At 35.0% G+C, this 13,751-nt stretch carries 14 protein-coding genes and 1 tRNA gene; 13 read left to right on the forward strand and 2 right to left on the reverse strand.

The genetic code is table 11. The features are described 5' to 3' along the window. The first annotated feature begins 60 nt into the window (after positions 1-60). The 6 genes from QYZ68_RS03510 to mvk are packed head-to-tail and all read left to right on the forward strand — an operon-like array spanning position 61 to position 6,339. On the forward strand, positions 61-1,284 hold the full coding sequence (locus QYZ68_RS03510; RefSeq protein WP_301384187.1) for a hydroxymethylglutaryl-CoA synthase: 1,224 nt from the start codon (positions 61-63) through the stop codon (positions 1,282-1,284). After that, the gene (fni, locus tag QYZ68_RS03515; protein WP_301384188.1) at positions 1,268-2,332 is read left to right on the forward strand and encodes a type 2 isopentenyl-diphosphate Delta-isomerase; all 1,065 of its coding nucleotides are present in this window, start codon (positions 1,268-1,270) and stop codon (positions 2,330-2,332) included. Before QYZ68_RS03510 ends, fni begins: the two co-directional genes overlap by 17 nt. Further along, positions 2,322-3,575, forward strand: coding sequence for a hydroxymethylglutaryl-CoA reductase, degradative (locus QYZ68_RS03520; protein ID WP_301384189.1), 1,254 nt, complete (start codon positions 2,322-2,324; stop codon positions 3,573-3,575). The genes fni and QYZ68_RS03520 overlap by 11 nt, the downstream gene beginning before the upstream one ends. Further along, positions 3,572-4,510 (forward strand): diphosphomevalonate decarboxylase, encoded by a 939-nt coding sequence (gene mvaD / locus QYZ68_RS03525; RefSeq protein WP_301384190.1) that lies wholly within the window; start codon positions 3,572-3,574, stop codon positions 4,508-4,510. The genes QYZ68_RS03520 and mvaD overlap by 4 nt, the downstream gene beginning before the upstream one ends. Beyond that, the gene (locus QYZ68_RS03530; protein WP_301384191.1) at positions 4,501-5,439 is read left to right on the forward strand and encodes a GHMP family kinase ATP-binding protein; all 939 of its coding nucleotides are present in this window, start codon (positions 4,501-4,503) and stop codon (positions 5,437-5,439) included. The genes mvaD and QYZ68_RS03530 overlap by 10 nt, the downstream gene beginning before the upstream one ends. A gap of 6 nt (positions 5,440-5,445) precedes the next feature. After that, positions 5,446-6,339: a mevalonate kinase gene (mvk, locus tag QYZ68_RS03535; protein ID WP_301384192.1), complete on the forward strand. Its 894-nt coding sequence runs from the start codon at positions 5,446-5,448 to the stop codon at positions 6,337-6,339. A gap of 219 nt (positions 6,340-6,558) precedes the next feature. On the opposite strand, the gene QYZ68_RS03540 is transcribed toward mvk, so the two are convergent. Next, positions 6,559-6,632, reverse strand: a tRNA-Val gene (locus tag QYZ68_RS03540). Positions 6,633-6,675: 43 nt separating this feature from the next. Next, complete coding sequence (locus QYZ68_RS03545; protein WP_301384193.1) at positions 6,676-7,128, reverse strand: CAP domain-containing protein; 453 nt, start codon at positions 7,126-7,128, stop codon at positions 6,676-6,678. A gap of 69 nt (positions 7,129-7,197) precedes the next feature. Here QYZ68_RS03545 and QYZ68_RS03550 point away from each other — a divergent pair, with 69 nt between their 5' ends. The 7 genes from QYZ68_RS03550 to QYZ68_RS03580 all read left to right on the forward strand — a co-directional run bounded on the left by QYZ68_RS03550 (position 7,198) and on the right by QYZ68_RS03580 (position 13,751). Next, the gene (locus QYZ68_RS03550) at positions 7,198-7,752 is read left to right on the forward strand and encodes a Dps family protein (protein ID WP_301384194.1); all 555 of its coding nucleotides are present in this window, start codon (positions 7,198-7,200) and stop codon (positions 7,750-7,752) included. A 143-nt stretch (positions 7,753-7,895) separates the two neighbouring features. Further along, complete coding sequence (fusA, locus tag QYZ68_RS03555) at positions 7,896-9,905, forward strand: elongation factor G (RefSeq protein WP_301384195.1); 2,010 nt, start codon at positions 7,896-7,898, stop codon at positions 9,903-9,905. 80 nt (positions 9,906-9,985) lie between these two features. Next, on the forward strand, positions 9,986-10,294 hold the full coding sequence (locus tag QYZ68_RS03560; protein WP_301384196.1) for a DUF6693 family protein: 309 nt from the start codon (positions 9,986-9,988) through the stop codon (positions 10,292-10,294). 333 nt (positions 10,295-10,627) lie between these two features. Continuing rightward, the gene (gene badR, locus QYZ68_RS03565; protein WP_301384197.1) at positions 10,628-11,836 is read left to right on the forward strand and encodes a host adaptation transcriptional regulator BadR; all 1,209 of its coding nucleotides are present in this window, start codon (positions 10,628-10,630) and stop codon (positions 11,834-11,836) included. A 58-nt stretch (positions 11,837-11,894) separates the two neighbouring features. Further along, positions 11,895-13,244 carry a signal recognition particle protein gene (ffh, locus tag QYZ68_RS03570; RefSeq protein WP_301384198.1) on the forward strand — a complete coding sequence of 450 codons (1,350 nt, stop codon included), beginning with the start codon at positions 11,895-11,897 and terminating at the stop codon, positions 13,242-13,244. Then, entirely contained in the window at positions 13,241-13,492 is a 252-nt protein-coding gene (rpsP, locus tag QYZ68_RS03575) for a 30S ribosomal protein S16 (RefSeq protein ID WP_301384199.1), read from the forward strand. The genes ffh and rpsP overlap by 4 nt, the downstream gene beginning before the upstream one ends. A 10-nt stretch (positions 13,493-13,502) precedes the next feature. After that, positions 13,503-13,751, forward strand: a complete 249-nt coding sequence (locus tag QYZ68_RS03580; RefSeq protein ID WP_120104466.1) for a KH domain-containing protein — start codon at positions 13,503-13,505, stop codon at positions 13,749-13,751.

The following is a 13,751-nucleotide window of genomic DNA, read 5'->3' on the forward strand; positions in this document are numbered from 1 at the left end:
TTTTATAATCTATAGTATATCTATAGTATAATGTGTGCAAATCTTTAGTTGGGGGAAGCGATGCGAGTAGGTATAAGCGATATTAGAGTTTTTTTGCCTCTAAATTATTTAGATTTTTCTGTTCTTTTAGAAAATTCTTTATATAAATCCGATGAGAATTTTTTAAAAAAGTTAAATAAAGCAATAGATTCGACTCTTCAGAGGGGGTTCAGATTTACAAGTCCTAATGAAGATAGTGTTACGATGGCTAGTTCTGCTGTTAAGCTTCTTTTTGACAAAAACAATCTTGATTTAGAAAAGATAAGGGTGTTTTTAGGTGGAACGGAAACAGGGGTGGATTGTTCAAAATCGATTTCGTCTTACGTTCACGGGGCCCTTGGGGTGGCTGGTATTTACTTGAAAAATAATTTTTTGAGCTATCAGGTACAGCATGCATGTGCGGGTGCTGTGCTTTCTTTGCACAGTGCTGCGAGTATTATAAGCCACCTAGATAAGTCTGAATATGGGGTGGTATTTTCTAGTGATATTGCACATTATAGTCCCCTCACTACAGCCGAGATTACTCAGGGAGCTGGGGCTGTGGCTTTGCTTATTGAGCAGAACCCTAGAATATTATCTATTAATTTGTCTGAATTTGGGGTTTATACGGATGATGTCGATGATTTTTTTAGACCGTTTGGAAGCCTTGAAGCTAGGGTAAAGGGACGTTATTCCATTGAATGCTACAATAGAGCAAACGAAGAGGCCTTGGCAAACTTTGCGTATAAGAAAAGCATGAGCATTAAGGATTTATTTTCTAAATATAGGTTTGTTTTACATGTTCCTTTTGCACAAATGCCCATAGACTCAATGCACTACATTTTAAAGAAATATTATAGTGAAGATGAGTCTGTTTGTAATGATTATTTAGAGTCGATAGATTTTTATGATTCTGTTGAGGCTTCTAGGGAAGTGGGGAATTTGTATACGGGTTCAATATTTTTATCTTTAATGACTTATTTAAAGAGGGTATTTTCAAAGAAGGATATTAGCGGAGAGAAGATACTTTTTTGCTCTTATGGATCCGGCAATATTATGGTTGTTTACGAACTTTTGGTTGAAAAAGATGCATATTCTGTTGTCAAGACTTGGAATATCGACAAAGTCTTGTCCGTAAGACACAATGCAAATTTTGATGAATATAGGAATTTTTTTGAAAATAAGATAATCCCAGGCGAATCGGATGGATTTTATTTAGAAAAAATTAGGGAAGACGGATACCGAGTTTATGGGTATCGAGCTTAACATATTAGAGAATAAGAGAAGACACATCGAAATTTGTTTAAATAAATCGGATGTTAGCCAGGGGGATAATCTTTTAGATTTTGTTAATTTAAAGCATAGTGCGCTCAGTGAGCTTGATTTTGATGAAATAGATACGAGTGAGAGTATATTTGGCTACAAGGTCTCTATGCCCGTTTTTGTGTCATCAATGACGGGAGGTATTAGGGATGGGAGTAGACTAAATAGATCTCTTGTTAAGGTTTCAAATGATTTAAGAATTCCAATGAGTTTGGGTTCTTTTAAGCTCTTATTTAAATATCCTGAATATACTGAAGAATTTGCTTTAAGAAAATATGCTGATAATATTCCTTTATTTTCAAATATTGGTGCTACTCAGGTAAGAGAATTTGGAGCTTTAAAAATAATTGAGATGAATAAGAGACTTGAGGTTGATGCTGTGATTGTCCACTTGAATACGGGACAAGAATTAATGAATTCTAGAGGGGAGAGAAGTTTTAAAGGAATAAGGGCTTCGGTTGGAAAGCTTTGTTCGTCATCAAGTTTACCAGTGATTGTTAAGGAAACTGGTTTTGGGATGTCACCTGAAACAGTTGTTAACTTGTTAGACCTTGGGGTGTCTTATGTCGATCTTGCAGGTAGTGGTGGGACTAATTGGGTTTTGGTTGAAGGAATTAAGGAAGGAAAGTTAGAAGTTGCTTCTTGTTTCTCTGGTTGGGGTATATCTTCAGTTTTGACATTGATGAGTATTAACGAAGCACATAAAGATAAAGTTTTTGCATCAGGTGGATATGAGTCTGGAATGGATATTGCTAAGGGGATTGCTCTTGGGGCTAAATTAGTAGGTGTCGCAGCTCCTATTCTTAGGGCTTTTTGTAATGAAGGCGAGGATGGCTTATATAAGCTTTTAAGAGATTATGAATATGTTTTAAAAATGTCTATGCTTTTAAGTGATAGCAAGGACATATCAGAGCTTAGGGTAAATAAGTATTATTTAAGTTATCCGTTGTTATTGAATTTAAAGCAATTTCAAGATTCTTATGAGACTTAGTGAAGATTTTAGAAATAAGAGTACTACAGAAAAAAGAGAAGAAATAAAAAGCCTATTAAAGATAGACGTAGGTGATTTCTTTTATGATTCTGTTGATGAAAATTTTCTTTTTAGCATGATCGAAAATTATATCGGCTATTTATCCTTACCTGTCGGTATTGTTAAGAATTTAAAGATAAATGGGAAATATTATGCTGTCCCTATTGCAACAGAAGAGCCTTCGGTTATAGCTGCACTAAATGGGGCAGCTAAAGTGCTGAGCAATGCTAATTTGGAGTATTTTGTGGGTGAGATATTGGGTATTGCTCAAATTTATATCAAGGTAGATGAAGATTTAAGCAATACAATGCTTTCCCTATTTGATAAAGTTGATACTTGGGCTAGCCCTCTTTTATGTAGAATGAAAGAAAGGGGTGGAGGCCTTAAAAGGCTTTCGACTAGGTTTATTGGCGAAATTGGTATTCAAAAGTTAAATATTTATATTGACGTTTGTGATAGTATGGGCGCAAATTTGCTTAATTCAGTTGCTGAGAGAGTCGCATATCATCTTACTTTGGAGTTTGGTTATGAGTGCGTTTTGAAAATTTTAAGCAATGATTTAAATGAATTTATCGTAAAAGCCAATTTTAAGTTAAATATTGGTGAATTGCTTAAAGACAGGGAAAAATCTTTAAGTTTGGCTCAAAATATTGCTCTTATTTCAAAGATAGGCTTTTTTGAAGAAGAGCGTGCTGTTACCAACAATAAGGGTATTATGAATGGCATTACGGGATTGTGTTTGGCAACGCTTAATGATACAAGAGCCCTTGAGGCGTGCATACATAAGTTTGCGTCAAGGAATGGTAAGTACTTACCCCTTAGTAAGTTTTATATTTCAGATGACAATTTAGTTGGCGAGATTGAACTTCCCTTGCAAGTTGGGGTGAAGGGAGGGGCTGTAAATTCTCACGAAGCAGCCATACTAAGCTTTAAGATTATGGGGATAGGTTGTAGAAAAGAATTTATGGGAGTCCTCTCTTGTGTTGGCCTTGCAAGTAATTTTGCAGCCTTAAAGGCACTTGCACTTGATGGAATTCAGAAGGGACATATGAGATTACATGTTAATAAAATTTTATATATGCTTGAAAGGGATTATAATATTTCTAAAGAAGAGAGAGAGGAGATATTATTTGAGATGAGAAGTAGTGAAATCTATTCTCTTAATTTTGGTCTTAAGATCTTAAAGGGACTAAGGGCAATATGAGTGTTGGGTGCAAGGTCAATGCCAGTTTGGCATTGATTAAATATTGGGGGAAGAGGGATAGCTTTTTAAATATTCCAGCCACCTCTAGTATTGCCGTAAGTGTTGATGCATTTTATTCAACAAGCGAGCTTGAGATTTCAAATAAGGATGAAATAACCTTAAATTCAAAGGATGTCGTCTTGCAGGAAAGAGAGAGAAAATTTTTTAATTATGCGAGAAAGATTTTAAATGAACCTAATGTTGGTTTTAAAGTTAGTAGTGAAAATAATTTTCCAACGGCCGTTGGTCTTGCAAGTTCAAGTTCTGGTTTTGCGTCTATTGCTGCCTGTATTTTAAAATATTTTAACCAATATTCTCATCAAAAAGCTTCAGAACTTGCAAGAATAGGGTCAGCGTCAGGAGCTAGAGCTATTTATGGTGGATTTACCCTTTTAAGGGAGGGTGCTAGTAGTGCATTCTGTATAGATAGTGCAAATCATTTTAATGATTTGTGCATAATATTTGCCATAGTCGATAAGAGCGAAAAGGAGATTTCTTCAAGAGATGCCATGAAACTTTGCATGAAAAACAAATTTTATTGGGAAGCTTGGATTAAATCTAGTCGAGCAATATTTAAGGAGGCTTTATATTTTTTTTTAAGAGGCGATTTTTATGGCCTTGGGTTCAATATTGTAAAAAGTTATCAGGATATGTTTGCTTTAATGTTATCATCTTCTGTCATCTATTTTAAAAGTAGTACCATAGAAATAATAAAGTATGTTACCGCCCTTAGAAGTAGAGGCATTCCTGTTTTTGAGACAATGGATGCTGGGCCTCAGGTTAAGATGTTTTGCTTAAAGAAAGACGTAGAATTGATTTTAGATGGACTTAGTAGAAAGTTTGGGAATGTTGATTTTATTGTCTCAAGGGTTGGCAGTGGTTTAGAATGGATTTAATTAATTTTTCTGTACCTGGTAATTTGCTATTAATGGGCGAATATTCCATTTTGGAAGAGGGTGGACTTGGACTCTCAATTGCAATTAGTGAAAAAGCTTATTTCACTTTTAAGAGAAGTAATGATTGGCGTTTTTTTAGCAAAAAAACTGAAACTGAGGTTTTTTCTTTGGTAAAAAATGAAGATGATTTTGTTTTTCAAATGTTTAGATATTTGAAGCGAAAATATTTTGCTAACTTGGAAGATTTTCCTTGTGATGTTTATATTGATACGAGTGCTTTTTTTTTAACTGGTGGTGTGAAGAAGGGGTTTGGATCTAGTGCGGTTGTTGCTGTTGGAATTGTTTGTGGGATTTTTTTGCTGTGCGGAGCCACTAATCATTTTAATAGAGATGAGATTTTCAGGTGTTGCCTCGATGCTTATAGGCATGCTCAAGGGGGCATGGGTAGTGGATATGATATTGCAACTAGTATTTTTGGTGGGGTTGTTCAATTTGAGGGAGGAAATGTTCCCGCATATAAACTTTTAAAGAAAATAGACTTTAGTGATTTTTATTTAATGCAGGGCAGTCAGGAAGTGAAAACCACTAGTTCGATTATTAAATACAATGAACAGCGAGCCTCTTTGATTGATTTTATAGAGAATATGAATATTGTGATGAGGGAAATTGTTCTGAGATCCAGTAATTCTTATTTTTGTTTTCTGTCTAGTTTGGGGGAAGCAAAGAATGTAGGATTGGAAATTGGAAAAAGGATAGGAATTTCGGCTGATTTACCCTTAAATCTTGCTTATCTTGAAAATGAGTGTGCTTTGATTAAAGCTTTGGGAGCTGGGAACGAAACTTTTTTAGTGCATAAACCAAATTTCAAAGTTTTTAAGCAGTTCAATCTTAGCTTGATAAATTTAGATTTGGACGGTGTAAGAATTTAGAAGTAGATGTTTGTAATAAAAAAATCTTCTAAGATATTACTCTTCGGTGAGCACAGTGCTGTTTATGGGTTTCCAGTTATTGGTGCAACAATACCTCTTTATATGCATTTAGTATATGTCTTTTCTGTTTCTTGGAAGTATCTAGGAGTTCCTTCCTTAAAAATAGATAAGGTGGTGAGTTTTATTAAAAATAGCTTTAGTAAGGCGAGACCCATTGAATTTTTAATATTTTCAGAGATTCCAGTTGGAGTTGGTCTTGGATCTTCTGCTAGTCTTAGTTTGTGCTTTGCAGAGTATATTGTGTCGCATAACGAGTATGAGAAGTGCGATAAGATTCTGCTGGCACGTGAAATTGAAAATATTTTTCATGGCAGGTCGTCTGGCATGGATATTTTATTAATCGAGTTGAATGGGATTTTTTATTTAGAAAATAAGAATAATGGTTTTAGTGCTCAAAAAATGGAACCTTGTAATTTTTATTTCTTAATAGGAGCAGTAAAAAGGGGGACGACAACGAGAGAAATAGTGTCTGATTTAAACCATAAAGTAGTCCTTAATAACAAATTATTTAAGATTATCGAAGAATTAGGATCTATTACTAAAAGTTCTTATTCTGCTTTTTGTAAGCGAGATTTTTCTTCACTAGTAAATAATATAAATATTGCAAATAGTTGCCTAAATTCTCTAGATTTATCCTCGGATACTCTTAATTACATAATCAGGAGAGGGAAAGAATTTAAAGCTCTTGCTGGCAAACTAAGCGGAGCAGGTCGAGGTGGAGCTTTTATTTTGGCCTTTAAAGATGAATACGAAGCCACGATAGCCCTGAAAAAATTGGGTAAGGATCTAGAAAAGAATAACATTAATTTGATCTTGAAGCCCATGGTCCTTAAGGTTTAACTTAAAAGTAGGTAGTTTATACCAGAACCTTGGGTATCAATTTGGCGCCAACCCTAAAGCCTCTAATTAACATCGGTCGCACTACTGACATCACTAAAGTGTGCGTCACAAAAAAGAACCGCCGGAATTCTAGGCAGAAGAGTCGAGACTTTCGACTCCTTGAAAAACTCTCTTCCTGGAACAGGGAACGCACGCCAAAGGACCCGGCCAAAAAAAATTTGGGTTCAGAGGGAGTCGAACCCCCGACATCCTGCTTGTAAGGCAGGCGCTCTGACCAACTGAGCTATGAACCCTTTTTATGCTAGTAGACATTATATAGGATAGTATTTATTCCTGTCAATTTGTTTTAAATTTTTCTCCAAATATGACTATGAATATGTTTTCGTTGTTCTGTGTTCTTATAATATGGCCACCCATTTTGCTTGTATCTTTATTTAAAAGAGCCTCTTTGTGAGGTGGACTTTCAAGCCAAGCTTCTGTTACATCTCTAACATTCATACCCGTTGCTAAGATTTCTTTTATTCTGCAAAAATATTTGTCGTATTTTTTAACTCTTTGCATTGGAGTTGTACCAAAAAGAGTGTGAGTTAGTACATTATGTTTACTGAGGTTTGCTGCGTATTCTTTTGCTACCATCTCAAGAGTTTCGTCTATTTTTAATTTTTTCAAATTTAGACTGTCTCTTAATTGATGAATCGAGGAGTATAGAAATTTTAGGGCCTGAGCTGCACTTAAGGGTATAAATTGAGTTGTAAGAATTAAAATGATGAAAATAATTTTTCTTTGCATAATTACCCTACCTATACTAAAATGATACTATCATACCATATGTCTAACTGATCTTAATAGGGAGGCAATATGTTAAATCATTTGGATTATTTAAAAAAAGATTGCTCAGATAAAATAAATCTAAAGTTGCAAGAGTTGTTGTCAGGACTTCATGTTTTTTATTCTAATTTAAGGGGTATTCATTGGAATATAAAGAGTGTTAATTTTTTTGTAATTCATAAAAGAACGCAAAAACTTTATGAATATATTTCAGAGGTTATTGATGTTCTAGCTGAGAGATCTAGGGCTTTGGGTTATGAATCTGAGTTTAGATATTCTGAATTTGCTAAAAGTTCTTTTGTTAAGGAACTTAGTATGGAGTCAGCTTCAAGTTTTTCTCTCTCAGTAAATGGGATCGTTAATGACCTTGGTATCATTCTTAAAAATATTTTTGAGACAAGAGGTATTGTAGAGGATGCATCTGATTATGGATCAGCTAATATTCTAGATGATATTATGGTTTCGCTTGAAAAATATTTATGGATGTATAGATCTTTGATGAGTCATTGCGAATGTACAGGCTGTGAAGGGAAAAGCTGTAAATGTTCAAGTTATGAAGGGAAGGACTGCAAAGGGGAACATTAACCTTTCGGTATATTATTAAGCTTGTGGTATGATGGAGGCAAGTTCAAAAAATTATTTTATGCGCGTGAATTAATGATATAGTTGTATTTGGTTTATGTAAAGCTATAGTAATTCTATAGCTTTAGCTTGTGTTTGAGGACGTTATGGAAATTAGGAATATTGGGATTATGGCACATATTGATGCTGGGAAAACTACTACCACGGAAAGGATAATATATTACACTGGAAAAACTCATAAGATAGGCAATGTTGATTCTGGTAATACCATTACTGACTGGATGGCACAAGAGCAAGATAGGGGTATTACAATTAGTTCTGCTGCTATTACTTGTTATTGGAGGGACCATCAGATAAATATTATTGATACTCCTGGGCACGTTGATTTTACGGCTGAGGTAGAGAGGTCTCTTCGTGTTCTTGATGGAGGGATTGTTATCTTTAGTGCTGTTGATGGTGTGCAGGCGCAGACGGAAACAGTATGGAAACAAGCGTCAAAATATGGCATTCCAAGACTTGCTTATATTAATAAAATGGACAGAGTAGGCGCTGATTTTTTAAAGGTTGTTGAGGATATAAAAAACAAATTTAATGTTGTCCCAATAGTTTTGCAGATTCCAATTGGGAGTGAAAATAATTTTGAAGGCATGGTAGATATAATTCGAAATAAGGAATTGCGTTTTGAGCTTGAAGAGGGCAAGCCGTTTGTGATCGAGAGTAAGGTGCGCCGAGAGCTTGCAGAAGGTGTTAGAATTTTTAAAGAAAGGCTAATAGATTCTCTTAGTAATTTTAGTGAAAGGATTACTGAGCTTTTTCTTGAAAATCGTGAGATTGACGAATCTGTCATAGTAGAAGAGGTTAGAAAGAATACGATTAGTGGGTCTATTGTTCCCGTTTTGGTGGGAACTAGTCTTAAAAATATTGGAATAGAGCCTTTAATGGATGCCGTTGTGGATTATCTTCCGAGTCCTTTTGAGAAAAATTTTAATGCATATTCTTTGAGGGAAGAGAAAGATATACTAATTGATTCTACTCGTGAGAAAGGATTATCGGCACTTGTCTTTAAAGTTCAGTATTTTAGTGCAATTGCTGCACATCTTTATTTTATTAGGGTGTATTCAGGAGAAATTAATTCTTCAAAAAAGATTATCAACGTTGCTAAGAATAAGGTTGAAAAGTTTACAAGAATTTTTAGGGTTTTTTCAAATAAGAATGAGCAGATTGATGAGGTGGTGGCAGGAGATATTGGAGCAGTTATTGGGCTCAAACATTCTGTAACGGGAGATACCCTTGTTGAGGAAGGGAATGAAATTTTACTTGAGCCTCCAATATTTCCAGAGCCAGTTGTATTGATATCTATTGAGCCAGAAAGAACATCTGATGATTCTAGACTTAAGGAGGTGCTTGAAATAATAGCTAAGGAGGATCCCACTTTTAGCTATAGTGAGAGCAAGGAAACAGGGCAATTACTTATTACTGGAATGGGTGAATTACATCTTGATATCATTATCACAAGAATTAGAGATGAGTTTAAACTCAATGTTTATGTGGGAAAACCTCAGGTAAGTTATAGGGAAAGTTTAAGTTTAAAGGTTGATGATGTATTTGAATTTAGTAATATTTTTGCAGGTAAAGAACTGAATTTAAAAATTGGTATGGTTATTACTCCTTTAGACAGGGGAGTGGGAAACAAGATTGATTTCGAATGTGATGTTGAGCCTTTGTTTAGAACGGCAATAACTAAAGGGATTTTCTCTTCCTTTTCAAGTGGTGTTATTGGATATCCTATCATAGACACAGGAGTTAAGATTACTTCGTTAACTTATGATAAAGGTAAGGTTAATGAATTTGCTATTGAGTCAATATCAGGACTTGCATTTCATGAACTTTTTAAAAAAGCTAGTCCTGTTAAGTTAGAACCTATAATGATTCTGGAAATTAGGATTCCCGTTGAATATACAGGAGATGTGGTCTCTACATTAAATTATGTTGGTGGAATTATTCATTCCATTAATAGTGTTGAGGATTGTGAGATAATAAAGGCCGAGGCAGCTTTTGAAAAACTTTTTGGATATACTTCTACTCTCAGGAGCTCTACTAAGGGAAGGGGGACCTTTACTATGGAATTTTCTTACTTTAGGGAGAAGTGGGATTGATTATTGTTGAAAATGTTGTATCTATTAGGGTAAAACATTTTATTTTTTATTAAAAGTAATCAATTAAGGAGCGTTTTAGTATGTCAAGTAAGTCTTATTTTGATGGAGGCGTTTATGAATCAGTTTGTGTATATGTTGGTGCGGCCGTTATGACTTGTTGTACTCTTGGATTTTGTTTTCCTTGGGCCTATTGTATGGTGTGCAAGTTTCATGTTGATCACACTGTTATTGAAGGACGTCGTTTGAAGTTTGAGGGAGATGGTGCAAATCTTTTGGGGCATTGGATCACCTGGTGGGTTTTTTGTGTTATTACTCTTGGGATTTATACTTTGTGGATAGGAGTTAAGGTTGAAAAATGGAAAGTTGAACATACACGTTTTGTAGATTGATTTTTAATGGCAAAAATGTAGGTTTAGTTTTCCAATTTAGTTTTGGGTTCTATTGTTTAATGTATGTTCCGTGTACCTAAGTTAGGGTGTGCGGTTCGTGTTTGTTTTGCGTACTCGTTTTTATTTCTTGGAATACTAAGGCTTTATGATTGATAGTGGGCTTTAGTGTTTAAGTATTTTGCCGCGGTTTTAATAAATTGATTAAAATATAATTTTATTCTTTAAAAAAAAGATTTTTTGTCTTTTAAGTTCTACTAGAATATTATGGTGATTTTTTGATATCATGTCTTATTATTAATATTTTTTTATTTTAAAAATAAAGGAGGTTATGTTATGCAAGGTGAGAACATGGTTTCAATCAGAGGTGGGAATAGGAAGAAAATACTCCTTAGCTTGAAGAATATGCAGTATTCGAGAACAGATTTAGCCCGTAGATTATCATTAACGAATGCTGCTGTTACAATTCTTACTAATCAGATGATTAAGGAAAATATTTTAGTTGAAGTTGGGTCAAAGGAAACGGATATTAAGAAACACGGACGAAAAGAGATACTTCTTGATATCAACAAGGATTTTGCATATTCAATGGGAGTAATTATTTCGAGTAATTATTTTCAAATAGGAATTGCAAATCTTAAATGTGAGGTTTTAATAAGTGAAACTTATTCCTTCGAGCCCCCAGTTAGTGCTTATGAAATTTTGGAAAAAATTAAGGATCATATGATTGAGATTATATGGAAGCATAATTTTTCAAGAGATAAGTTTATTGGATTAGGATTTAGTATTACTGGAATAATTAAGGATAAGGAATCTGGGATTGTTAATGATAGCCATGGAGCATGGGTTGAGAGGGATGTACCTGTTAAGGCTATACTGGAGGAATATTTTTCACTAACGGTGTATCTTGAGAGTTATGTTAAAAATCTTTCTCTTGCTGAATTTATGGGTAAGAGCGTGGATAATATCATGTTTTTTGATTACACAGATACTGCTGAGCTTTCCATTTGGGCTGAGGGCAATGTTTATTCTGGATTTAATAATAAATCTGGCATGGTTAGTCACATGGTTATTGACTATGGGGGTGAGAAAAATTGTCCCACTTGTGGAAATAAGGGGTGTGTTAATATGTTAATATCCAATTTTGCGCTCCAGCGTCTAATATCAAAAGAGTTTATGAATGGTGAGATTCCTGAGCTTTATGACAAGTATGAAGGTAGGCTTAAGAAGGTTACTATATATGATATTTTTTCTCTTCATGAAAAATATGAATTTGTGAGAAAAATAATGGAGGATACAATAAAGTATTTAGCGATAGTTATAATTAATATTCAAAGAATTCTTGATTTTAATTATTTGGTGCTTTATGGACAAAGTTTTAAACTTAAAAGTTTTTTTGACTTATTGAAAGAGGAAATAAAGAAGTTAAACAAAGAGAGTATTGTGTTAAAACTTAGTTCTCTTGATACGGAAGTGTCTGTTATTGGGCCTGCGTCTAGCGTTATTTTTAATAAGTTTTATTTAACAGGAGGAGATATTGATTAATGTTTTCTTTTTTTGTATCGTATACTCTGTAATATTTTGCAAATGAGGATAGTTTTTAGTGTTTGGTGAGCTGGGGGCAGGTTTTAGGAATTTTGTATCGTATATCTCTGGAAAATCTGTGATAGGGGAGAGGAATATTGAGGAGTCAGTGTGCACTATTAAGGATGCTTTAGTTGATGCTGATGTCAATTTGAGAGTTGTAAGGCGTTTTGTTGGTGCTGTTGTGGAAGAGGCTAGGGGAATCAAGGTTTTAAGGGGTGTTGATCCTGGGTCTCAGTTTATTAAGATTGTTAATGATAAGCTTGTAAGTTTTTTGGGAGATAGACATTCTGAACTCGTTTTAAATCCTGTAAATAAACAGTCGTTTATTTTGATGGTTGGACTTCAGGGATCTGGTAAGACTACAACTTGCGTGAAACTTGCGCTGCGACTTAAGAGAGATGGCAGGAAGGTTCTTCTTGTTGCTGGGGATACTTTTAGGGCGGCCGCAGGTGATCAATTAAAGATTTTGGGAAGTCAAATTGGTGTTTCTGTTTTTGAGATTGCTGGGGAGACGGATTCTGTTAGGGTTATTAGGGCAGCTGTTAAGTATGCCAAGTCGGAGCTTTTTGACACTATCATAGTAGATACTAGAGGGCGTCTTGAGGTGGAGGAATTATTATTAAGAGAAATCAAAGAGATTAAAGGGATGTTGACTCCTGTGGAGACGATATTGGTGGCGGATTCCATGACGGGTCAGGTTGCTGCAAATATTGCTAAGGAATTTAATGATAGGGTTGGAATTACGGGTGTGATTTTTACAAAATTTGATTCTGATGCTAGGGGCGGGGCAGTTATGTCAATTAAGACTATTTGCGGGGTTCCTATTAAATTTGTGGGTGTTGGGGAAAGGCCGGAGGACCTTGATATTTTTTATCCGGATAGGATTGCTTCACGAATTCTTGGCATGGGAGATGTTGTTAGTCTTGTTGAGAAAGCCCAAACTGCTATAGATAAAGAAGAAGCTTTAAGGCTTGAAGAAAAGATCAGAAAAGTTGGATTTAATTTTGAAGACTATTTGAGTCAATTTAAATACGTGCGAGATATGGGTGGTGTTTCTAGTTTGATGGGAATGCTTCCGGGTGTTTCTTCTGAAGTGTTGAGTTCTAGAGTTAATGAGAGGGAACTTAAAAGAGAGGAGGCGATTATTTATTCCATGACTAGGAGAGAGAGATTGAATCCTGTTGTTTTAAACAATCCTTCGAGGAAGAGGAGAATAGCTTTGGGGAGTGGAACAACAGTTTTTGAAGTTAACAAGCTTATTAAAAAATTTAGTCAGACAACTTTGGCGATGAAAAAAATGAAAAATAAGAGCTTTCAAAATAAGATAGCATCTCTTTTGGGAGGAAAAGGAGGAGTGGTAAATTGAGCGTTAGGATAAGATTGAAAAGGATGGGAGCAAAAAAAAGGCCTTATTATCGAATTGTAGTGATGAATTCTGCTTCGCCCAGAGATGGGCGGGCTATTGAGGAGCTTGGGTATTATCATCCTGTTGAAAAGCAAAACCAGATTAAGATAAACGAAGATAGGTTTAAGGATTGGGTAAATAAGGGGGCTACTCCAAGTGATACAGTGAAGAAGCTTTTGAATAAAAATAGATTTAAGGTAGGAGGCTAGGAGGGCTTTGATGAAAGAGTACGGTAATGAAATAGAACTTATAGAATTTGTGGTAAAATCTCTTGTGGATAAACGCGATGAAGTTAAGTTGAATGTGGTTGAGGGTGAGAAGTCAACTATTTTGGAGTTGAGGGTTTCTACAAGTGATGTTGGAAAAATAATAGGAAGAAGGGGTCGCATTGCAAGGGCTATTAGGACATTGCTTAGTGCTTGTGCTGCAAAAACAAATAGGAGAGTTCAGTTAGAAATTTTGGACTAG

This window comes from Borrelia sp. P9F1 (assembly GCF_030436115.1).
In the GTDB taxonomy this organism is placed as follows: Bacteria; Spirochaetota; Spirochaetia; order Borreliales; family Borreliaceae; genus Borrelia.

Excerpts from the sequence above, each read along its gene's own strand:
- QYZ68_RS03550 (WP_301384194.1), top strand. The coding sequence starts at position 7,198 with ATGTTAAATCATTTGGATTATTTAAAAAAAGATTGCTCAGATAAAATA.
- QYZ68_RS03520 (WP_301384189.1), top strand. The coding sequence starts at position 2,322 with ATGAGACTTAGTGAAGATTTTAGAAATAAGAGTACTACAGAAAAAAGA.
- QYZ68_RS03510 (WP_301384187.1), top strand. The coding sequence starts at position 61 with ATGCGAGTAGGTATAAGCGATATTAGAGTTTTTTTGCCTCTAAATTAT.
- fni (WP_301384188.1), top strand. The coding sequence starts at position 1,268 with ATGGGTATCGAGCTTAACATATTAGAGAATAAGAGAAGACACATCGAA.
- mvaD (WP_301384190.1), top strand. The coding sequence starts at position 3,572 with ATGAGTGTTGGGTGCAAGGTCAATGCCAGTTTGGCATTGATTAAATAT.
- QYZ68_RS03560 (WP_301384196.1), top strand. The coding sequence starts at position 9,986 with ATGTCAAGTAAGTCTTATTTTGATGGAGGCGTTTATGAATCAGTTTGT.
- badR (WP_301384197.1), top strand. The coding sequence starts at position 10,628 with ATGCAAGGTGAGAACATGGTTTCAATCAGAGGTGGGAATAGGAAGAAA.
- QYZ68_RS03530 (WP_301384191.1), top strand. The coding sequence starts at position 4,501 with ATGGATTTAATTAATTTTTCTGTACCTGGTAATTTGCTATTAATGGGC.
- QYZ68_RS03580 (WP_120104466.1), top strand. The coding sequence starts at position 13,503 with ATGAAAGAGTACGGTAATGAAATAGAACTTATAGAATTTGTGGTAAAA.
- mvk (WP_301384192.1), top strand. The coding sequence starts at position 5,446 with ATGTTTGTAATAAAAAAATCTTCTAAGATATTACTCTTCGGTGAGCAC.
- QYZ68_RS03545 (WP_301384193.1), bottom strand. The coding sequence starts at position 7,128 with ATGCAAAGAAAAATTATTTTCATCATTTTAATTCTTACAACTCAATTT.
- fusA (WP_301384195.1), top strand. The coding sequence starts at position 7,896 with ATGGAAATTAGGAATATTGGGATTATGGCACATATTGATGCTGGGAAA.